20 protein-coding genes are annotated in these 21,469 nt (G+C 37.1%); 9 read left to right on the forward strand and 11 right to left on the reverse strand.

Translation table 11 applies throughout. The features are described 5' to 3' along the window. The first annotated feature begins 24 nt into the window (after positions 1-24). The 4 genes from AEQU1_RS04935 (at position 25) to AEQU1_RS04950 (ending at position 6,088) form a co-directional block, all read left to right on the forward strand. Entirely contained in the window at positions 25-501 is a 477-nt protein-coding gene (locus tag AEQU1_RS04935) for a DUF4199 domain-containing protein (protein WP_111879268.1), read from the forward strand. A gap of 63 nt (positions 502-564) precedes the next feature. Further along, positions 565-2,124 carry a helix-turn-helix domain-containing protein gene (locus AEQU1_RS04940; protein ID WP_111879269.1) on the forward strand — a complete coding sequence of 520 codons (1,560 nt, stop codon included), beginning with the start codon at positions 565-567 and terminating at the stop codon, positions 2,122-2,124. After that, the gene (locus AEQU1_RS04945) at positions 2,108-3,238 is read left to right on the forward strand and encodes a tetratricopeptide repeat protein (protein ID WP_111879271.1); all 1,131 of its coding nucleotides are present in this window, start codon (positions 2,108-2,110) and stop codon (positions 3,236-3,238) included. The genes AEQU1_RS04940 and AEQU1_RS04945 overlap by 17 nt, the downstream gene beginning before the upstream one ends. 195 nt (positions 3,239-3,433) lie before the next feature. Further along, positions 3,434-6,088 carry a YCF48-related protein gene (locus AEQU1_RS04950; protein ID WP_111879272.1) on the forward strand — a complete coding sequence of 885 codons (2,655 nt, stop codon included), beginning with the start codon at positions 3,434-3,436 and terminating at the stop codon, positions 6,086-6,088. Positions 6,089-6,334: 246 nt separating this feature from the next. Here the strand turns inward: AEQU1_RS04950 and AEQU1_RS04955 are convergent, their stop codons facing one another. The 3 genes from AEQU1_RS04955 to AEQU1_RS04965 are packed head-to-tail and all read right to left on the reverse strand — an operon-like array spanning position 6,335 to position 8,877. Further along, positions 6,335-7,756: a hypothetical protein gene (locus AEQU1_RS04955; protein WP_111879274.1), complete on the reverse strand. Its 1,422-nt coding sequence runs from the start codon at positions 7,754-7,756 to the stop codon at positions 6,335-6,337. Continuing rightward, a complete protein-coding gene (locus AEQU1_RS04960; protein WP_111879275.1) occupies positions 7,728-8,348 on the reverse strand; it encodes a hypothetical protein in 621 nt (206 codons plus the stop codon). The genes AEQU1_RS04955 and AEQU1_RS04960 overlap by 29 nt, the downstream gene beginning before the upstream one ends. Continuing rightward, a complete protein-coding gene (locus tag AEQU1_RS04965; protein WP_111879277.1) occupies positions 8,332-8,877 on the reverse strand; it encodes an RNA polymerase sigma factor in 546 nt (181 codons plus the stop codon). Before AEQU1_RS04965 ends, AEQU1_RS04960 begins: the two co-directional genes overlap by 17 nt. Positions 8,878-9,025: 148 nt before the next feature. Between AEQU1_RS04965 and AEQU1_RS04970 the strand changes: the two genes are divergently transcribed. Further along, positions 9,026-9,559, forward strand: coding sequence for a DUF2383 domain-containing protein (locus tag AEQU1_RS04970; protein ID WP_111879278.1), 534 nt, complete (start codon positions 9,026-9,028; stop codon positions 9,557-9,559). A gap of 46 nt (positions 9,560-9,605) precedes the next feature. Here AEQU1_RS04970 and AEQU1_RS04975 read toward each other — a convergent pair whose 3' ends face one another. Next, positions 9,606-10,034, reverse strand: a complete 429-nt coding sequence (locus AEQU1_RS04975; protein ID WP_111879280.1) for an organic hydroperoxide resistance protein — start codon at positions 10,032-10,034, stop codon at positions 9,606-9,608. Between the two features lie 94 nt (positions 10,035-10,128). Here AEQU1_RS04975 and meaB point away from each other — a divergent pair, with 94 nt between their 5' ends. Further along, positions 10,129-11,208 carry a methylmalonyl Co-A mutase-associated GTPase MeaB gene (gene meaB, locus AEQU1_RS04980; RefSeq protein ID WP_111879282.1) on the forward strand — a complete coding sequence of 360 codons (1,080 nt, stop codon included), beginning with the start codon at positions 10,129-10,131 and terminating at the stop codon, positions 11,206-11,208. Between the two features lie 13 nt (positions 11,209-11,221). Here the strand turns inward: meaB and AEQU1_RS04985 are convergent, their stop codons facing one another. Genes AEQU1_RS04985 through AEQU1_RS05000 form a run of 4 tightly spaced genes read right to left on the reverse strand, consistent with a single transcriptional unit; the run spans position 11,222 to position 15,822 of the window. Further along, on the reverse strand, positions 11,222-11,920 hold the full coding sequence (locus tag AEQU1_RS04985) for a DUF1003 domain-containing protein (RefSeq protein WP_111879283.1): 699 nt from the start codon (positions 11,918-11,920) through the stop codon (positions 11,222-11,224). A gap of 30 nt (positions 11,921-11,950) precedes the next feature. Next, the gene (locus AEQU1_RS04990; RefSeq protein WP_111879285.1) at positions 11,951-12,838 is read right to left on the reverse strand and encodes a diacylglycerol kinase family protein; all 888 of its coding nucleotides are present in this window, start codon (positions 12,836-12,838) and stop codon (positions 11,951-11,953) included. After that, entirely contained in the window at positions 12,828-14,825 is a 1,998-nt protein-coding gene (locus tag AEQU1_RS04995) for an LTA synthase family protein (RefSeq protein ID WP_111879287.1), read from the reverse strand. The genes AEQU1_RS04990 and AEQU1_RS04995 overlap by 11 nt, the downstream gene beginning before the upstream one ends. A 58-nt stretch (positions 14,826-14,883) precedes the next feature. Next, the gene (locus AEQU1_RS05000) at positions 14,884-15,822 is read right to left on the reverse strand and encodes an NAD(P)-dependent oxidoreductase (protein WP_111879288.1); all 939 of its coding nucleotides are present in this window, start codon (positions 15,820-15,822) and stop codon (positions 14,884-14,886) included. A 96-nt stretch (positions 15,823-15,918) separates the two neighbouring features. Here AEQU1_RS05000 and AEQU1_RS05005 point away from each other — a divergent pair, with 96 nt between their 5' ends. The 3 genes from AEQU1_RS05005 to AEQU1_RS05015 are packed head-to-tail and all read left to right on the forward strand — an operon-like array spanning position 15,919 to position 18,873. After that, the gene (locus tag AEQU1_RS05005; protein WP_111879290.1) at positions 15,919-16,629 is read left to right on the forward strand and encodes a glycosyltransferase family 2 protein; all 711 of its coding nucleotides are present in this window, start codon (positions 15,919-15,921) and stop codon (positions 16,627-16,629) included. Beyond that, positions 16,626-17,258, forward strand: a complete 633-nt coding sequence (locus tag AEQU1_RS05010) for a lipid-A-disaccharide synthase N-terminal domain-containing protein (protein ID WP_111879291.1) — start codon at positions 16,626-16,628, stop codon at positions 17,256-17,258. The genes AEQU1_RS05005 and AEQU1_RS05010 overlap by 4 nt, the downstream gene beginning before the upstream one ends. After that, positions 17,248-18,873 carry a glycosyltransferase family 39 protein gene (locus AEQU1_RS05015; protein ID WP_111879293.1) on the forward strand — a complete coding sequence of 542 codons (1,626 nt, stop codon included), beginning with the start codon at positions 17,248-17,250 and terminating at the stop codon, positions 18,871-18,873. The genes AEQU1_RS05010 and AEQU1_RS05015 overlap by 11 nt, the downstream gene beginning before the upstream one ends. 126 nt (positions 18,874-18,999) lie before the next feature. On the opposite strand, the gene AEQU1_RS05020 is transcribed toward AEQU1_RS05015, so the two are convergent. The 3 genes from AEQU1_RS05020 to AEQU1_RS05030 all read right to left on the reverse strand — a co-directional run bounded on the left by AEQU1_RS05020 (position 19,000) and on the right by AEQU1_RS05030 (position 21,343). Beyond that, positions 19,000-19,578 carry a phosphatase PAP2 family protein gene (locus AEQU1_RS05020; RefSeq protein WP_111879294.1) on the reverse strand — a complete coding sequence of 193 codons (579 nt, stop codon included), beginning with the start codon at positions 19,576-19,578 and terminating at the stop codon, positions 19,000-19,002. Positions 19,579-19,664: 86 nt separating this feature from the next. Continuing rightward, positions 19,665-19,895, reverse strand: coding sequence for a hypothetical protein (locus AEQU1_RS05025; protein ID WP_111879296.1), 231 nt, complete (start codon positions 19,893-19,895; stop codon positions 19,665-19,667). Between the two features lie 59 nt (positions 19,896-19,954). Further along, positions 19,955-21,343 (reverse strand): MATE family efflux transporter, encoded by a 1,389-nt coding sequence (locus tag AEQU1_RS05030; RefSeq protein WP_111879297.1) that lies wholly within the window; start codon positions 21,341-21,343, stop codon positions 19,955-19,957. Positions 21,344-21,469: the final 126 nt, after the last annotated feature.

The raw sequence follows: 21,469 nt of genomic DNA on the forward strand, positions 1-21,469 counted from the left end.
TAATCTCCCTATTATTACACTACAATGAAAAAAATATACATAGAATTTAAATGGGCCATAATCTTTAGCATTACAATACTTTCGTGGATGTTATTGGAGAAAACTTTAGGATGGCACGAGGAGCAAATAGCAAATCACCAATGGCTTACATTACTGTTCGCCCCTTTTGCTATTTTGATGTACTTGTTGGAAATGCGCGAAAAAAGAAGAAGGGTTTACGGGGGAAAAATGACTTGGATGCAAGGGTTCATTTCTGGAATAATCTTGAGTGTTTTTATAGCTTTGCTTTCGCCATTGGCGCAATATATTACACATAATTTCATAACTCCACAATATTTCAACAACGTGATAGAATATTCCGTAACAAACGATTTAATGTCACGCACTAAAGCCAATGATTATTTTAATATAAACAGTTATATGTGGCAATCTGCATTTGGCGCCTTAGGTCTAGGAATTGTTATAGCAGCGGTTGTTGCAATTTTTGTACGGAAAAAATAGACTTATAAATTCTATTAAAAATTTAACTTTATGTATCTTGTGTCATCGACACATTATTAAAACATGCGCTCCATATTTTGTATATTTTTAATAATTATAGGTAGCGCATTTGCTTCTGCTCAGGATTATGATGGCTATAATAAAATGTTAGAGAATGCCGAAACTATTTTATATACCCAGCCTGAGGAATCCATTAAAATAGCAGATCACATTCTTAAAAATTCAAACAATACAAATCAACTTATACAAGCAAATCTCCTCAACACTGTTGCTTATTATATAAGAGGAGAATTTGAAAATGCTGTAAAAGCAGTTATTGAAGCAAAAATACGTGCCGAATCAACTGAAAACATACCCCTTCAACTAAAGGCAACAATAACATCCATCCCTTTATTGAACGATTTAGGATTGGACGCAGTAGCGGAACAATATTATACAAACACAAGTGCACTTGCTGAATCTCTAAATACCAGGGAAGCCGATCTTTTTCTTAAAGGCGGAAAAGCCTTACAAAATGCTTACAAGGCAAGGTCACAAGATAACGTGCAGAAAGCTTTGGAGTATTTCACTCAAGCAAATTCATTTTTTGAACAAATTCCCGATAAAACCTTGATAAATGAAACTACTGCAACAATGGCTGCCATTTACGCTAAGGTTTATGATGCAGATAAGGCACAAGAATACCTTCTAAGTCTTCTAGAAAATACAGTTGGCGATCATCCCAATAATTTTCTAAAAATGGTGGCGCACGATCAATTGGGGAAATTATTTTTTCAAAAACAGGACTACAACAAATCAATCGAAGATTACCAGACTGCTTTGGAAATTTCAAAAAAGCTCGAAAACAAAAGCTATCAATCACAAATTTCAGACAACCTTTCGGCTGTTTATTTAGCATTAAAGAATACCGCAAAATTCTATTCGTACAAAAAAGCGGCACAACAACTAGACAGGGAAATAGAAACAGAGGAAGATCAAGCTATAAACTCCATTTACAATTATGTAAACAACAACCACACGACAAAAAGAGACTCTTTGAAAAAAATGTATGTGCGAAATTTGCTGTTGCTGTCGGGGGTATTTGCTGTTATCATTATAACCTGGTTTCTTTTACGATTTCGGTACAGAAATAGAACTAAGCAATACAACAGCTTTATTGCCTATTTCGAAAATAGTCTAAAACCAAAAGAAGTTCTCCCTATAAAAGAAGTTTCAAAAGGTCTTAACATACCACAGGAAACTGAGAATATCCTCGTTAATAAACTGATCCAATTTGAAAATTCAAAACAGTTTACAAAACAGGATATGTCATTAGCTTTATTAGCTGCACATTTTGAGACCAACACAAAATATCTTTCAGAGGTAATAAATACCCATAAAGGTAAAAATTTCAATAGCTACATCAACGAACTCCGCATTAATTACATTATTAACAAACTCAAAAACAACAAGACCTACCTGCAATACAAAATAAGTTATTTGGCTGAAGAAAGCGGTTTTTCATCCCATAGCAGTTTTGCTACTGTTTTTAAAGCTGTTACTGGAATTCCCCCTACCGTGTTTATCGATCTATTAAGAAGCGCCAAGAAATCGTCTAAAAAAAGCTATGAAGAAGTGGAATAGATATAGCATCCAATTGTTCTTGGCAGGATTGTTTTTCACAGTCCAAATTGGGTATTCCCAAAAGGAAGTGGACAGTATTTTAAAGATAGCCAATAAACAGATTTATGAAAATCCGGATGAGGCAATAATTAATGCCAATGTAGCTTTGAATAGCCAAAGGATAACCATTCGAAATAAAATAAACTCCCTGCTAACTATTTCCACGGCATATTCTTCTAAAAGAGACTATGAAAAGGCTTCGGAATATATAGTTCAAATAAATGAGCTTATTCCGAAAATAAATGATGAAATCCAAAAGATGAACATCTTAAACCGTATTGGCGCTCACTATCAAGAACTCCAGATTTACGATAAAGCCATGGAGTATCTTGATGAATCACTGGTTTTAATAGCGAAATATCCAATACAAGATTCTGTACAAACCTACTTGGGGTATAATTCAATATTACGCGGGTTTATTTACCGCGAACAAACCAACTGCGATATTGCCATAAAGTATTTTGACGATGCTATAATGGCTTATGACAAAACAATTTTAAACAAACCTATTATGAATGCAAACTTGAGTATTTGCTATTATAATAAAGGAAACTGTTTAGTATCACTCAATAAAATTGAAGAAGCAAAAAAAAACTTTTTAAAAGCAATTGAGCACGCCAAAATACTGAATGCAAAAAGTTTGATAGCATTTGGAGAAAAAGGACTTGCAGAGGCTGAAGCTGCAAGAGGAAACTATCAAGGAGCTTTATCGCTTCTTAACGAAGCGCTTGCTATATCCAAAGATGTGGGCGATATTATCTTAAATCGTGGTATTTATGAAGGTCTTGCCAATAATTATCTTGTTTTAGGCGATTGGGAAAATTATACGCTATATCAAAACAAATATTTAGCAATAAAAAAAGAAAATAAAATTTCAGAAAGAAAAACAATAAACCAATCGCTTATAAATCTAACAGAAAACAAAGCGAAGGAAATTGAAAAGCTAGATAGCACCTTTAAGCCCATTCAAATCATCTTCATTATCATTATAAGCTTCGCGCTTTTTTTTCTCATACGCGCCGTGATAATTTGGGAAAAGAACTTAAAAAAACTAGAAAACAAGCTGAAAAACTAGTTTTTCCAACTTCGTATTCCTTTTTTAACGAAAAGTCACAAATACCACATAACTAATTATTCTACAGCACCTTACACTTTATTTGTTCTTTCGAAATTCACGAAATTCAAAAGGTATTCCCTTTTATTATAGTATAGGCCCACTTACTTTAGCCTTCAGTTATAATAAATACCTTTAATTCAAAAAACTTTTAAAATGAAAAAAACATTATTACTTCTTTTACTCACTTGTGTAATTGGCACAGGTACTATGTTTGCCCAATTTGTAGTTAAACCCACATTTTTCGAAACACAGGATGTTTCAAATGACGGTGTCGTTTCAGGATACGAAGTTCAAGCCGGACCATATTCACTATGGACTCCAGAGACCAATACTTTTGAAGAAATTGGCGGTACCGCACCTGGTTTAGGTGGAGGTGGCTCAGCAGAATTTTCTGATGACGGAAACCTACTTTCAGGAACAGATAATGTTACCACTACCGTTCCTGTAGAATGGGAAAAGTTGGATGTTGGTTTCGATTATATCATCAGAGATATTACATTTCCCGGTGGTAGTGATATTATTGCCTATGCCGCAGGCGAATCATTGACCTATAATGGCGATGGAATTGTATTGAGAACTGATGACGGTGGCGATTCTTGGACCGAACTTTGGACAGGAGAAGACCAGGGCATAGAAGCCATGAGCTTTCCTTCACAATGGACTGGTTACGTTGGTGGATGGAACCAATATTTTGCAAAAACAACTGATAGTGGTAATACTTGGACCACACAAACACCTATTCCTGATGCGTATATTTATACTGGTATAGAATTTAAGGATGAATCGAATGGCGTTGTTACGGCCCAAACAGATACCGGAATGGCAGTTTATACTACTAATGATGGTGGGGCTACTTGGGTAGCAGGTTCAGGACTGGAAGCTATTCCTTATAAATTAACGTATGTTGAAGGTGACACCTACTTCTTAGTTACTAATGCAGGTCAGATTCAGAAATCTACCGACAATGGAGCTACTTGGACCACCGTATTCACTACTCCTGCAAATGATTTATTGGTTGGAATAGCTTTCTACGATTTAATGAACGGAATAGCTACAGCAGATAGTGATCTTTATAGAACTACTGATGGTGGTGTAACTTGGACAGGACAAGAAGTTATTGAAGGAGTAATCTGGCGCGATGCAGCTTGGTCTGACGCAGATAATGTAGTTCTTGTAGGGACTCCCGAAATTATCGCTGAATCTCAAGACGGCGGTGCAACATGGCCAATAAACAACCTAGGAACTACCACTTTTAACGAAGCATTGTACGACGTTGTTTATACACCAAACGGTACAGGATATATTGTTGGGGCGCATGGGGTAATGTTCCGTAAAGCAAGAGCAACAAATACTTATACAGAACAATCAATGTATAACGTAACTAATGATGAGTGGACCTCAATGGGAAGTTTTGGAATTAATGTGGACAGTAGCAGAAGCTCAGGCTATGATATTTCAGGAGATGGCTCTACCATTGTAGGACTTGCTTATGTTGAAAAAGTACCAGGAGTACCTGGAACTCCTGCTCATGCCACTGCTTGGACAGCTGCAACCGGCTTAATAGATTTAGGAAGCCTTCACGCAAGCACTAACAGAAGCACACGTGCAAATGCTGTTAACGGTGATGGAAGTGTTATTGTAGGGTGGCAAGATTTTAACGGCCCGTGGAAATCGGCTGTATGGAGAAAAGACGCAAATGGCGATTACCTACCAAACGAATATCTACTTATTGATCCTAATGGCGATCCAAATGATGAATTTAACCAATTGGGTGAGTGCCAAGCAGTTTCTGCTGATGGTAACTGGATAGCTGGTAATGGAGACTTCGCCAACAACAATGAGCCTTGGAGATGGAGCGAAGCTACAGGATATGAATCATTGGGTACTTTATATCCTGGAGCTTCAGGAATTGTAACTGGGATGAGTGCTGACGGAAGTAGAATAATTGGATTATTTATCGTAGGCCCTTGGGATCCAAATATTCCTTTCATCTGGACTGAAGCTACTGGTATGGTTGAATTTAATTCTTTTGTAACAGATACATTAGGATATACAATGGACGCTGGTCCAATATGGTCTGCAAATGGATTGTCCGCTAACGGAGAATATATTACAGGTTGGGGGTATGACCCTACTATTGGCCCTTGGGGAGATCTATTTACCTATCGCGTAAAACTTCCAACCGTCCCTACAAATGACGACTGTGTTGAGTCAACTCCATTGGCTTGCGGCGATTTAGTTACCAACTCAACTGTATTTGCTACGGATTCAGGTGGAAATGCTTCCCCAGATGTCTATTATTCATATACTGGCACAGGTAGCGCAGAAAATATTACTTTGAATGCTTGTGGGCCTGACACAAACTTCCCAACTACAGTTAGAGTTTATAGTGATTGCACCTTAACCAATCAAATCGCTTTCAACGATAGTTCTTGTGTTAATCAACCAGAGTTGACATTTGAATCGGACGGAACAAGTACTTATATCATAATGATAGAAGGTTATGATGATACCAAAGCTGGTAACTTCCAATTGGAACTAAGCTGCGAGACTATTCTTGGTACTCAAGATAACCAGTTGCAAGATGTTGCGTTATACCCAAATCCCGTAACTGACGTGTTGCAAATATCTGCAAAAACTGAAATTACTTCCGTGGTTATTTTCAATATCAACGGACAGCAATTGTTGCGCAAAGAGCTAAACAGTATGAACGGCGAAATAGATATGACTGCGCTTTCAACAGGTATTTATTTTGCAAGGGTAACCGCAAACAATGCAACAGAAACTTTCAAAATCGCAAAAAAATAATAGTTAATAGTAATTTTTTTTATAGTTAATTTGATTTAAAAAGTGCCGCCTCCAAAGAGATTGGAGGCGGTTTTAAAGAAAAAATCTCACCCATTAACACATAGCATCATTTTAAAATAAATTGTAGACTCCCCTGTTTATTTGCACTATATGTGCTAGCCCCTTTTCATTTTTTGGAAAGGGGTTTTTGTTTTGAAGGAGTATTGTAAAGTGATTTGAAAGTATTTTTTAATTCACACAAAAATATTATTGAATGGAAACGTTACTGAAATTAGAATTAATAGTTATAGTTTTATTAGAGCTGTTATTTTGGCTAAATCCTTTTACCAAAACCCTATCAGCACTTTTTGATTCTTTCAGTTGAAGTGTTTTGGGATATTTCAATACAGATTTTTTTCCATTGAAATAAAATGAAAACGCACCCACGGGTACTTTTACTTTAGCATCGGTATTTTCCAAACGAATATCTAAAGTTTCAAAACTCTCTGAAACCTTTTCAATTTTCAAATCGCCAAAAGAACCCGATAGGAAAGCTTGATTCGTGATATTTCCAATCCTTACATCGCTGGAGTTGGCCTGTAAGTTTATATTATGGGCAGTTTCTATAGAACATTTATCAACGAACTTCAAATTCAATGCACCTTGTTTCCAAGTATTTATAGTTACAGGCGCATATGAAGCACTGATGAGGGTCTGTCCCCCATCAATGCTGTTTGCTTTAAAAGGTGTGTAATCCAAATTGGCTTTCAAGTTGTTTGCATCTGCCATTTTTAAATTTCCGTGGCGTATGTTTACGTTAGTTTTGGCGTTTTTTGGTAACCTGATGATTATGGTTTTTTTTGCATTGCCATTACTTGTATTGTTGCTTCGGCTTTCTTGAATAATGATAGAGGTCCCGTTGGGGCTTTTGGTTACTGTTTTTGTATAATTGTTGCCTTCATTTTCATACTTCTTTTCAACCTGGCTCGCCCATGCTTCCATTTTTTTACCGTATTCCTCGCCCCAAGCTTCCATCTTCTTTCCGTAGTTTTCTCCCCAAACCTCCATTTTCTTTCCATAAGCTTCGCCTATGCTGTCCGCTTTTTTATCATCCCAAGAGTTTTGAAAGCTCTCGCCCCATTTTTCCATCTTCTTTTGAAAATCCTTCCCGAATTTATTGTCCATCTGCGCCTCAAACTTTTTCATATACCCTTCTTCATCTTTTTGATAAGCTTCATAATCAAATTGAATATTGCCTATATTCTGCAATAAATCTTCAGGTAAAGGTGGCACGTTTATGTTTTGGATCATGGGCATAATCATGTTTTCCAACAATGGACCAATAAAATCCATTTCGGGCATATCGTCCATAGCAAAACTTTGACTTCCGGCATTGGAGCTGATATTAACCTTTTTACTGTTTCCTGTGATGTTCAAATCCCAGTTTTTCATTAGATTCTGTTTCTCCTTTTCAGTAAGTTTCTCACCTTCAATATAGGCTTCCACTTCAACTTTGTTCTTGTTCCAAGTTTCAAAAACGATGTTTGTATAGGAAGTATTTACAGAGACCTCTACATCGTCAACCACATTAAAACTTTCCACCTGCTTTTGTTGTGAATAGGCCAATGCGCCAGTCAGCAGTAATAAAAAGACCGCTGTTTTACGTTTGTATAGCTTTAAATTCTTCATTGTTTTGATTTTTAAGTTCTTTTAATTTGCTTTTTAGTTTGAACAGCAAATCCAAACGCATTTTCAAATTATCAATCAGTGCAGTTACAGTGGCTTCCGAAGGGCCAACTTGGTTCAGTTCAGCATTCAGTAAAGTGTATTCCTTGTCCAATTCTGAAAGCCTTTGCATATACCCCTCAACAAATTCCTTGTTTTCACCATTTATTTTTAAAGACGCTAACTGCAGGTTAATCCCGGTCATATAATATTCCTCCACTTTCTTAAGGTCTGGTGAAAGGTTGGCCAATGTAAGCTTGGGCGCATCGTTTTTTTCAAGGTTTTCAGGATTGTTTTCAACTACTGAATTAATAGTGTTTTCTGTAATTTCCAAATCCTTTTTGGACAATTGTTGGTATCCAAAAAAGCTAACAGCTAAAAATACGATAGCCACCGCAGCTATTTTCAGCCAAGGAAATGAAGTGTCCTTTTCCTCACAAACGGTTTCTGAAAAAGCCTTGTTCAATTTCGCCTCAAATCGTGCTTCATGTCCCTTCGGAAGTTCTGAAGTTTCTGGGGTGTAATTCTCAAACATTTTTTTAATATCCCGTGCCATAGCGCAAGTGTTTTAGTTTTTCTTTTAATTTCGTTTTTCCTCGGTGCAGATAGGTTCTGGATGCATTTTCAGAAATCTGCAGTATTTCAGAAATTTCTTGATGGTCATATCCCTCGATTAAGAATAACTTAACCGTTATTTTATAATTTTCAGGCAATTCATCAATTGCAGTCAACACTTCAGAAATCGTTGTCTCATCAGTAATAGACCAATTATCATCCATTTCAACAATTGTTAAAACCTCTTCATTTATGGATTCCGTTTCTAGCTTTCTCGCTTTAATTGTATCGAGGCAGGTATTGATAACAATTCTTTTCAGCCAAGCCCCAAAAGTGACGTCTCCTTTAAATTGGCTCAGTTTTTGAAACGCCTTAATAAAAGCTTCCTGCATCGCGTCTTCCGCGGCCGCGGTGTCCTTTAAATACCTTTGTGCAATAACAAACATGCCGTCACAATATTTTCCATAGAGCGCCATTTGCGCCTTACGGTTGCTCTGTTTGCATTGCTCGATGAGTAATAGATCGGACAAATTTGATGGTTTTATTGGTTGCTGTTCAATTAAAAGACGACAAAAGAAATAGGATGTTGCAATTTATGTTGAATTTTTTAAGAAATATTTGAGAATTAGAATTTTGAATGAACCATTTTTATACTAACTTTGTTAAAATTGTACAATTATGAAAAAGAAATACGCAGATTTTGATAAACTTAACCGCCTGCTGGTTGCTTGTTTTGAAGCAGAAAAATTGTATTACAACGCTGCACAAGATGCCCAAACTACAGATTTAAAAAGGTTTTTGAACTACATGGCTGTTGAACGTAACAGAATGAGCCACGACATTTCAAACGAACTTCACTCCCGTGACATTGAACCTTTGAAAGATGATGCCGAAAAAGGAAACTTGGACCGTACTTGGCAGCAAATTAAAGAAGCGCTTGAATTTTTTGATGCCGAATCCATCGTGAACTCTTGCATTAACCGAGACCGAAATAATATTAAAAGATATGATGAGCTTTTGGAACGCAAAGAATTGCCTGATGGCATTCTTGAACTTTTGGAAAAACAGAAATATCAATTGGAGTGGTATATAAAGCAGGCAGCACAGCAACCTAAGAAAACCCCTTTTGTGGAAGAAAAGAAAGAGGAAAAAAAAGAGGAACCGCAAAAAGAAAATGAACGCGGAAAGGTTATTAATCTAAAAGCAATGTAAAAAAAAGCCCTGAAATCAGGGCTTTTTTTTGTTACATATTTAAAATTTACTCATCCAAAAGTAAATTCAGTGTAACGGTAATATTATCGCGAGTAGCTCTTGAGTATGGGCAAACCTCATGAGCTTTATTCACTAACTTTTCTCCAGTTTCTACATCTACGCCCGGCAAATAACAGTCTAAAGTTGCACGCAATTGTAAATCGCCTTCTTTTGTTTTTCCTATTTCGATGTTTGCGGTAACGCTCATATCATCACCCAATTTAATTTTTTCATTTTCGGCAACAAGTTGCACTGCACTGCCAAAACAAGCAGCATAGGCACTTCCAAAAAGTTGTTCGGGGTTAGTGCCTTTTCCACCATCACCACCCAAGCCTTTTGGCACAGAAAGTTCCATATCTATTTTTCCATCCTCTGTACTCACGTGACCTTTTCTGCCTCCTATGGCAGTAGCGGTAGCTTCATATAAAGTTTTCATTTTCGTTTGAATTTTAAAATTATTAAATTTCAAGATACTGCGTTAAACCCGTTTTTAAAAAAACATATTCATAAATTTGTCCTAAATTCACACTGTGCCAGAGAAGAAAAAAAATATAAGTGCTTTAAATGAAAAAGAAGGTGTTTCTCAGCTAGAAACCTTAAATCCCGAGGCTGTTAAACATCTTAAAAACTTTAAAAAGAAAGCGCAATCTGTTGATGAATTGATTTCTGGAGTTCTAAATAAAAACCAGGCCTCACTAAGTCGAGCCATTACTATTATTGAAAGCACAGCTCAAAGACATCAGCAACAAGCCAAAGAAATAATTGAAAAATGCTTACCACACGCCAACCAATCTATTCGTATTGGAATTACTGGTGTGCCCGGTGTAGGTAAGAGCACCTTTATTGAAAGTTTTGGAAAGCTATTAATTTCCGAAGGAAAAAAAGTTGCTGTTCTCACAGTAGATCCCAGCAGCAGTATAAGCAAAGGAAGTATTTTGGGCGATAAAACCCGAATGGAAGATTTAGTTAAAGAACCCAATGCTTTTATACGTCCCTCCGCCAGTGGGGACACTTTAGGAGGTGTAGCCCGAAAAACCCGCGAAACAATCATTCTCTGTGAAGCCGCAGGTTTTAAAGTTATTTTGATTGAAACTGTGGGCGTGGGCCAAAGCGAAACCGCAGTGCACTCCATGACCGATTTCTTTTTATTATTGAAACTCTCTGGTGCTGGCGACGAGCTGCAAGGCATAAAACGCGGTATTATGGAAATGGCTGATTCAATTGTAATAAACAAAGCAGACGGTGACAACCTGAAAGCCGCCAAAATGGCAAAAAATGAATTTAACCGTGCTTTACATCTGTACCCTCCAAAAGAAAGTGATTGGGCGCCCAAAACACTTTTATGTAGCGCCATCAAAAATGAAGGTATTTCTGAAATCTGGGAAGTAATTTCAACCTATTTTGAAACTGTAAAAGCTAATGGCTACTTTCAACACAAAAGAAAAGAGCAGAACAAATTTTGGTTGATGCAAACCATTGAAAGTAGATTGAAAAGCGAGTTTTATGCAAACCCTTTGGTTAAAAAAGAACTTGAAAAACAGTTGAAGGCTTTGGATGAAAACAAGACGACGCCTTTTGAGGCGGCTGAGAAATTACTGGCAATAGAATAGAAGAAATAGTGAATCACTTCTCCAAACGCTTCATAATATCTTCCATCATTTCTACTTGCACTTCCTGAATATTTAATAATTCTTGTTGTTGATGGATAATCAAATGATCCAATTTTTCGTGCAGCATCCGTATTTCTAGTTCAGATTTAAGATTTATCATATAATCCTGTTTCCCACGCTCCCGATCCTTTTCTTCCTGCCTGTTTTGGCTCATCATAATTACAGGGGCCTGAAGAGCCGCCAAACACGAAAGAATTAAATTGAGTAAAATAAAAGGGTACGGATCAAAAGGTTTACTTGCCAAGAAAATGATATTAATACACATCCAAATAAAAATGAAAGTTCCAAAAATGATAATGAATTTCCAACTCCCTCCAAAGCTTGCTATTTTATCTGCCAACCTTTGCCCATAGGTAAACTTAGCTGATGCTTCATCTAAAATTATTTTGGATGAAAGTGTCTCTTGATTTTCGATGGTTTCCAAAACATTCTTTTCAAGCTCTCCCAGTTCGCCCACCTCATTGAGTAAATATTCTGAAATATATTTTTGACGGTATTGATTTAATTCTGAAACAGATATATAGCTGTTATGATTAAAATGTGAATGTTCCTTTTTTATCAAATCGAAAATAGCTTTTCGAATTACCTTAACTTGAACTATTTCGCTTTCAGGAAATTCCTTGCCGGAAATACTACTTACAAATGTCTTCATGACTAAAAAATTTAGTCTAAAAATAGACTATTATAAAACACAGACCTTCAAATTCTTCGGATGAATGGCTATTTCAATTTTAGGCTCTTTCGGAAGAAAAAACTCACCGTCTTTTTGGGTTTTTAAAATAATGTTATCCAAGCTTTTTATTTCCAAAGCGGTGACCTGTGTAAATCTAACTTCCTTTAACCAATGATGTTTTTTAAAAAGAAAAAGTATAGAAAAAATCAAAAGTTTAAAATTTGAGAGTTCGGGCACGATAACCAAATCCAGCAACCCATCCTGCAGCGATGCCCGTGGCGTCAAACTCATTTTATAGCCCATTTCGTTAGAGTTTGAAACGAAAAGAAGAAAGGGAGAAATCAATTCGGTGATTCCGTTGTATTTCAGTTCCACCACATTTTTAAAGTGATATTTCTTCAACGTTCTCAGCGTAGATTGCACATAGCTAAAAAGTTGTCGTGTAGTATTTTCCTCAAAATCAGAAATAACGTGTGCATCAAAACCAACACCTGTATTACTGAAAAACGGTTCGCCATTTATAGTTCCCGTATCAATGGAAATTACTTTTCGGTTTTTGAGTATAGTAAGTGCCTTTTTCAAATTCTTAGGAATTTTTAAATGGGAAGCCAAGCCATTCCCTGAACCCATTGGTAAAATGCCTAAAATAACCGGAGTATTTACCAAACAGGAGGCAACTTCGTTAATAGTACCATCGCCGCCACAGGCAACTATAACATCTGCGTCCTCATCAATTGAAGCTTTTGTGAGAACCGTAGCGTGCAAAACAAATTCTGTCTTCTTTAAAGTAATTGAAAATTCCGTTTTGGGAAAAAATATTTCCAGCAAAGTGGCAGAAAGTTCATTCTTACCTTTGCCAGCAATCGGATTTACAATAAAATGGATGTTAGTCCTCAAGACCCAAGCTGTTTAATTTCAATCCACCGTTTGAAAATAAATAGTCTGCGGTTTGAAAGTTTGAAATAATTTCTTTTAAAAAATTATCATTTTCTTTTATTGGCACAAGTTCATTCGTTTCTCGGTTCCACTGATAGCTATTTGAAACCTTTTGGTCGCCCAGCACCATTACTTCATTATTTCCCTTTAACAAACCAAGTTTTCGGTACGTGCCAACAAAAGCTCGTTCTTCCTCAGGTTTCATCTTAAGAATATCTGTGCCGTATAGATTGGAATTAAAATTCCAGTTTAAAATCGAAAAAAGCGTCGGAAAAATATCTATTTGCGAAGCCATTTTATCAACTTTTTGCGGAGCCGTATTTGGCAAGTTCAGCATAAGTGCGGGAATATGATAATTTTTTACATCCAGTTCTTGGCGTCCGGCACTAGAGGCACAGTGGTCTGCCATAATGATGATAACGGTATTTTTGTACCAATCTTTCTGTTGGGCCTTTCGTAAAAACTCCCCAATTGCATAATCGGTATATTTAACAGCACCACTTCTCCCCGAGCCCGACGGGATGTCTATTTTCCCTTCAGGATAAGTATATGGGCGGTGGTTTGAAGTTGTCATCACAAAATCGAAAAATGGTTTCCCGTTGTTGTGAGCTTCATCCGCAATTTTAATTACTTTATTATAAATATCTCCATCTGCAATTCCCCAAGCGTTTTCAAAGGTTACTTCTTCATCTTCAACATTGGTCCGTGTTGTGGTGATACTTTTATCCATTAAAAAACCACGACCGCGATCTACAATATTGAAACCGTTCCCGCCAAAAAAACTATTCATATTATCAAAATAACCATCGCCGCCGTAAAAGAAATTGCGTTCATATCCTTTTTGTTTAAAAACCTCGCCTATCGTAAAAAGATGCTGATTATTTTCACGCTTCACAATGCTACGTCCCGGGGTGGGCGGAATTGATAAGGTGATGGCCTCCATGCCCCGAACAGTTCGGGTTCCGTTGGCGAAAAGATTGTTAAAAAACAAACTGTTGTCTGCTAACGAATCTAAAGTTGGTGTAATATTTTCGGTATTTCCGAAGCTGCCTAAAAATTTTGCACTAAGACTTTCAACGCAAATAAAGATGACATTGGGTTTAGCCTCAGGAAGGGAGTCTATATTGCCAATATTTCTGTATATCAATTCTTTTTCGGGAAAGAGTAAACTGTCTCCACGTATTCTAAATTCATTATTTACTTCTGCGAACGCTTCTTTTACGGGTATAGTTTTGTAAAAATCAGTAAACGAAAGTTCGTTATTTTGAAAGGCCGCAAAGAAGGAATAGATTCCTGTTTTTGCGATTTCGTTATTGTATCGGTTTTCAAATTGTTCTGCATCCTTGTTTTTTACGAAGAGTGCAAAAATTACAGCAATGATTATAAAAAATGTGGTAGGCAACAACTTCTGTTTAAATGTGGTGTCGTTATGAAACGTTTTTTGAAAAACACCCTTTCGCTTTGTAATAAAAAGAAGCAAAGCCGTTAAAACCAAAATACCGCTTACCAGTAAAGGAATTGGATAGGATTCATTAATGTTTTTTACAACTTCGTAGGTGTATATCAAATAATCGACCGCAATAAAATTGAAGCGATTTTTGAATTCTTCCCAAAAAGTGATTTCCGCAAAAAAGGAAAAAAGAAAAATAACCAGTCCAAGAGTATAACCAAACCAAGTTACAATCCTATCAAACAAAGAACCATACCATTTTTTCGGGAATACCAGCAAATAGAGCGCATACGGAATGGCAAAGTACGAAACCGTACCAACATCGAAAAGGAAACCAATAAGCAAGGTATTGCCAATTTTGAAAAAAGAAGTATCCACTTCTCCCAACATCCAAAAAATAAAAACAAGGCGAATAATTGTTGAAAGAACGATAAACGTCCCCACAAAATACCATAAAAGTCGAAATCTTTTTGGAGAAAAGCTGGATAGTAGAGCCATGATTAATCTTGGTTAGTTAATAAAAGAACGAATTTTTAATCTTTTGATTATGAGTTTTTTAAAAATTATTTTTGAACCATTCAGTCTGGGCAAGCAAGCCTTCTTTTAAAGTTGTTTGTGGATTATATCCCAACAATTTTCTGGCTTTGTCAATATTTGCCTTGGTTCGCGACTGGTCGCCATCACGGGGTGGCTTTTTTTCTGTTGCTATCTTTTTCTGAAGTATTTCTTCAACAGTGGTTATTCCTTGTGCAGTGGTGCTCTCGGTTTCTGTTCCCAAATTAAAAATCTCACCATTACAAACAGTTTCATTTCCAATAGCGCTCACAATACCATCTACAATATCCTGCACATAGGTAAAACTGCGTAAATGCTTTTCGCTTCCTTCAAACAATGGAAACGGTTTGTTGTTAAGGCCACTATCAATTAAACGAGTATAAAGCTTGTCTGGCCTTTCACGCGGGCCGTAAACAGAGAACAAACGAAAAGATGTTCCTTTAAGTTTATTTTCACGGCTCTTTGCCAAAACCAACTGTTCTGCTGCCAATTTTGTAACGCCATACCACGAAGCAGGCTTGGGCGGAACACTTTCCGGAAAAGTAGCTTCCAATCCGTAAATTGAAGAAGTGGCTATATTTACAAAGAATGGCTTGCTAGCAAGAGTTTCTGCAAACTCAAGCAATCGTTGAGTTGCCAAAATATTATTACTGAAATAATCCTCGAACGAAGAAGTATTTGAAATTCCTGGATGCGCTGCAAAGTGGAAGATATAATCCAAATCTTTCGGAAGTTTTTCTGACAGATCATCGCTTCGCAAATCCATTTTTTGGATCTCAATATTTTTTTTTGAAAGCGCTTTTGCATTCAATTTTTTCAAGGCAAGATCATAATAGGGTGAAAAGTTATCCACTCCCACAACATCATGCCCCAGTTCCTTTAATCTTTCCGAAGTGTGCGAACCAATAAAACCGGCTGCCCCTGTAACTAAAATTTTCATATAATTAATTTCACATGCAAAATAACATCTTTTTTAACGTTCTGCGGTATTCTTCAAAAAAGAAATACTTTTGCAGAAACCTTTTCAAAAAGATAAATGTACGAATTCACAATTATTGTACCCGTTTATAACGAAGAAGAAAATCTGCAAAGGGTGGAAAAGGAATTACTGGCATACACTCAAATTGCGACCAAAAAGACATCTATTCTTTTTGTAAATGATGGCTCTAAAGACAATAGCCAAGCATTAATTGAAGAAATTTGTAACCGCAATGAAGCTTTTCAATTTATTTCCTTTAAAGAAAACCGAGGTCTTAGTGCCGCAATAAAGGCCGGTTTTGATCACGTTGAAAGTCCGTTGGTGGGTTATATTGACAGCGATCTGCAAACAGATCCAGCCGATTTTAATTTGTTGCTCGAGCAAATAGGCGAATACGATTTGGTTACTGGCGTTCGGTCTGATAGAAAGGATAAATTCGTGAAAAATATGTCTTCCAAAATTGCAAATGGAATTCGTCGCGCTTTTACCCACGATGGTATGGACGATACGGGTTGCCCACTTAAAGTAATAAAAACTGATTACGCTAAACGCATCCCAATGTTCAATGGACTTCATCGGTTTTTGCCTGCAATGATTCTTTTGCAAAATGGAAAAATACTGCAAGTTCCTGTAAAACATTTTCCGCGCATGGCGGGAACGGCTAAATTTGGACTTTGGAATAGATTATTGGGCCCTTTGATGGACTGTTTCGCCTACCTTTGGATGAAGAAAAAATACATCAACTACGAAATTAGAAGTAAAGGATGAGCAATTGGATTGTGTACAGTATTGGTTTTTTGGCACAAATCCTTTTCAGCGGAAGGTTGTTTATACAATGGATTCTTTCTGAAAAAAATAAACGAATAATTACCCCTTCTACCTTTTGGAAACTAAGTTTATTGGCTTCTTTCCTGCTCTTTGTTTATGGCCATTTGCGCGATGATTTTGCAATTATGCTAGGGCAAGCGCTGACGTATTATATTTACATCCGAAATTTACAGTTACAGGGCGAGTGGCAGAAATCGCCAAAATGGCTTCAGATTTTTCTATATATCTTTCCAATTCTCGTGGTTGTGTATGCATATAATAACGGGGAATACGATATCCAAAAACTTTTCAGAAATGATGCAATCCCTTTGTGGCTTTTGCTTTTGGGAATAATTTCACAAGTAATTTTTACACTGCGTTTTGTTTATCAATGGATTGTTTCCGAAAAAACAAAAACCTCACAATTACCCGTTGGCTTTTGGCGAATGAGCGTTTTGGGAGCATCCCTAATTTTGACTTACGGAATTTTTAGGCACGACCCAGTACTTTTGGTAGGTCACGGAGCTGGATTAATTATTTACGTTCGGAATATTTTTATCTGGAAAAAACAAATGCGCTATGAAAGTTGAAAAAAACTATTTATTACTTCTTTTATTAACCTGCGCGGCTATTTTCTTTATAAATCTAGATTCGCTGCCCGTAAACATTATGGAAGCGCGCAATTTTATCACAGCTCGTGAAATGCTGCATGACGGCAATTGGCTGCTAACGACCATTAACGGCGAACCGCGGTACCAAAAACCACCTTTACCAACGTGGTTAACTGCTTTCTCGGCAGCTATTTTCGGGTTAAAAAGTATTTGGGCACTCCGACTTCCAGCAGCGATAATGACGCTGTTTTTGGTTTTGTTTTCCTATAAACTCGCCAAAAAACTTACTTCAGAAAAACTATATGCTTTCATCAGTTCGCTGGTAATGGCAACGTCTTTTTACATTGTTGCCTCGGCACGCGATGGGCAATGGGATATTTATACCCACGGGTTTATGGTGGTCTGCATTTACCTGCTCTATTTATTTTTTACAGAAGAAACCCACAAATACCGAAATGCTTTGTTGGCAGGACTTTTCTTTGGGCTTTCTTTCTTGAGTAAAGGACCTGTTTCTATGTATGGCCTCCTCCTCCCCTTTTTGATTGCTTTTGGAATCGTGTACAAATACAAAAACTTTAAATCCCGCTGGTTGCCATTAGCAGCTTTTTTAATTGTTGCTACAATAGTTTCAGCTTGGTGGCATTGGTACACACTTAAATTTGATCCAGCCGCTGCTGAAATCACTAAAAACGAAACAACCAACTGGATCAGCTACGAAACAAAGCCGTTTTACTATTATTGGAGCTTTTTTACACAGAGTGGTGTTTGGACTATTCCCGCGTTTATCGGCTTGCTTTATCCGTATTTAAAGAATAGGGTTTTCAACAAAAAAGCATACTGGTTCACGTTTCTGTGGACGATGCTTTCAGTGATATTATTGTCGTTAATTCCCGAGAAAAAATCGCGTTACCTGTTGCCTGTTTTAATTCCAATGGCACTGAACACGGGATTTTATATTGAATACCTTTTTCGAAGATTTAAAGAATTAAAAGACAAAAAAGAAACATTTCCAGTCTATTTCAATTTTGGACTGATTGCTTTTATAGGAATTGTTTTCCCTATTGGAGGTTATATTTTTCTGAAAGATGGCCTTGCCGGAAATTGGGTTTGGTTTGTACTGCTTTCAGTCGCTTTGTTTGGCATCGGAATTTTTATGTTCAGGAATCTTTTCCGAAGAAATATTGAAACAGTTTTTTATTTAACAATAGCTTTTATTGTTTTGGTTATTTGGTTCGGGCTTCCGCTAAGTGCTGCTATAACAAACAATCCGGAATACAAAGCCTTTTCAGAATTGCAAACTTGGGAAAAGCAACAAAACTTAAAAGTCTACGAATTTTCAGATATGACGCCCGAGCTTATTTGGGATTACGGTGAAAAAATACAAATCTTAAAAGAAGAAGATAATTTGACGGTTCCTGAAGAAAATCAATTTGGTGTGCTCGTGCAGGAAGAAAAGCTGCAACTTTTTAAGGAAACCTTTCCAAATTTTAGAAGAGAACGCGTAACCCGCTACGATATGAATCCTAAAGGTCCAGAAAGCCGAACCCACAAAACTAGGCTTTACAGGGAATTGTTTATTGTTACAAAAAAATAAACGAATGTCACCCTGAGCGCAGTCGAAGGGTCTCTTTTATTTCAAGTTTATAATCTGGCAGATAGGTCTCGACTTTAGTTTATACTGAGCGCAGTTAAAGGGATCGACAAGACAAAAATTGAAATACTAAAGGTTTTTTTGTGTCTTAAAATTTTTCTGTCCCCACTTCTGCAAAAGGTAAAAAAGCCAACCCGTCAAACCACCGAAGGCCATTCCTGAAATCACATCCAGCGGATAATGAACGCCTAAATAGATTCGGCTGTACCCAGTAATGACAGCCCAAACAAGTAATAGAAAAGGCAAGTATTTATACCATTTTTGAAGGCTTAAACCTAAAAATACCGCAGCAGCCATAGAGCTTGCCGCGTGTGCAGAAAAATACCCAAACCTGCCACAACCATCAGCAACATAACGCATTTGTTCTTTCAGTTCTGCCACTTGGCAAGGTCGTGGACGACGAATACCATATTTAAATAAACTTGCTATTTGATCCGTAGCCGTTATCATTAGTGCAACGCTCACCAAAATAACAAGCGTTCCCTTCCATCCGTAATTTTTGTAAATCAAATAAAGAAGAAAAGCGTAGATAGGAATTGAAGACCATTTTTCGGTGACGAAAAGCCAAAAACCATCCCAAGAAGTATTTCCTAGATTGTTCAAAAAAAGGAAAAATTCAGTATCGTATTTTAAAAGTTCGTCAAGCATTATTTATAAATCTTAAGCGAAACAAATTCACTTATTCACACATTCACATATTCACGCATTCACTTATTCACTTATTCACCAAAAAATCAATCCTCATCATAAAGCGAAATCTCCCGATCGTAAAAATCGGTAGCTCCTTGAATAAGAGTTTCAGCTTCATTCTCCAATTCTTTTTGATCCTCTGCATCAAAATCTTCCAACCATTCCACCTCATCGTTTTCAAGGTTGATAATGAAACGAGGGAACTCCGTATGTATCACGAAAATCGCTGTGGGAAATTCGCTGTTGTCACCTAATAAATATTTTGGAAAGTCCATAATTCAATGTTTTTTTAAAATCTATCCCCCTTTGAAGGGGACTAACTACTAAATACTAACTACTCAATACTAATAGTTTCCTGTCTAATTAATTTTTTTGAAAGATAATTAAATCTGATGAATAACATAATACCACTTGCCGAAAGCCCGGCCAGCAAACCTATCCAAATTCCCATACTTTCCAAAGATGTTTCCATACTTAAGTAATATGAAATAGGGAAGCCAATAATCCAATAAGCAATAAATGTGATAACCGTTGGAATTTTTACATCCTGCATGCCGCGCAAAGCACCAAGTGCCACCACCTGCAATGCATCGGTAAACTGAAAAATGGCTGCAATAATCAAAAGCTGAGCTGCAATGGCAACAACTTCGTGGTTATCGGCAAAGTCTGTAACGCTATTGTAATCAAGGAATATTTTTGGAAGTTCCCCATTGAATAATATAAATCCAATGGCAAAAATTAGGGATAAAATAGACGTCAGTAAAACTATGGAAATTGCCACTCGTCGAAGTTCCTTAAAATTCTTCAGTCCTTTTTGGTTACCAACGCGTATCATTGCTGCCACACTAAAGCCCATCGCCACCATAAACGTCATAGAAGCGATGTTTAAGGCAATTTGGTTTGCTGCTTGTGGATTCTTTCCTAAAATCCCTGAAAGCCATACTGCGGAAGTAAAAATAGCCACCTCAAAAAACATCTGCATAGCTGAAGGAAAACCAAGGTTCAACAGTTTTTTCAGCATTGCTTTGCTGAGAGTGAAAATTTTAATGCTGGTAACAAAATACCGCGACTTCTCTTTTCGGCTTAATAAATACCACAAATAGGCAACCATCACCACCCGCGACACCAATGTTCCGATTGCCGCGCCGACTACGCCAAGTTCCGGGGCGCCAAATTTTCCGAAAATAAACATATAGTTTAATATCACGTTTACCACATTCGCTACTATGGTAGCATACATCGGGAAACGCGTCATGGACATCCCATCGCTAAACTGTTTAAAACCTTGAAAAATAATTAACGGCACAAGTGAAGCGGCAACCAATGTCAGGTAAGGCATCGCCAAATCCACCACTTCAGGCGGTTGTTTCATTATATACATTAAGGGTTTTGCAAACATTACTGAGGCAAACAGCGCAACCCCCAAAACAATGCACAAAAACAAGCCGTGCTTAAAGGAAGATTTCCCGTTTTCGCGGTTTCCTTCGCCATCGGCTTCGGCCACCAAAGGCGTGATAGCCGTAGAAAAACCAATACCCAAGGACATCGCTATAAACATAAAACTGTTTCCCAGGGATACAGCGGCAAGCTCAGCAGTCCCCAACTGGCCCACCATAATATTATCAACCAACGCCACCACTTGGTGCCCTAGCATTCCCAAAATCACGGGTGTTGCCAGTTTGGTATTGTATTTAAATTCGCGGGTGTAATCGGAAAGTGCCAACTATTAAAATTTTTGCGCAAAGATAGTTGCGTTTTTTAGAATAGCTTTGTAAATCATGAAATACTCTAAATTTATAGCAGTAAGCTTTAGGCTATAAGCATTAAGCTTTTTGAAGTAGAAATTATT

It is taken from the genome of Aequorivita sp. CIP111184, assembly GCF_900489465.1.
Taxonomy (GTDB): Bacteria; Bacteroidota; Bacteroidia; order Flavobacteriales; family Flavobacteriaceae; genus Aequorivita.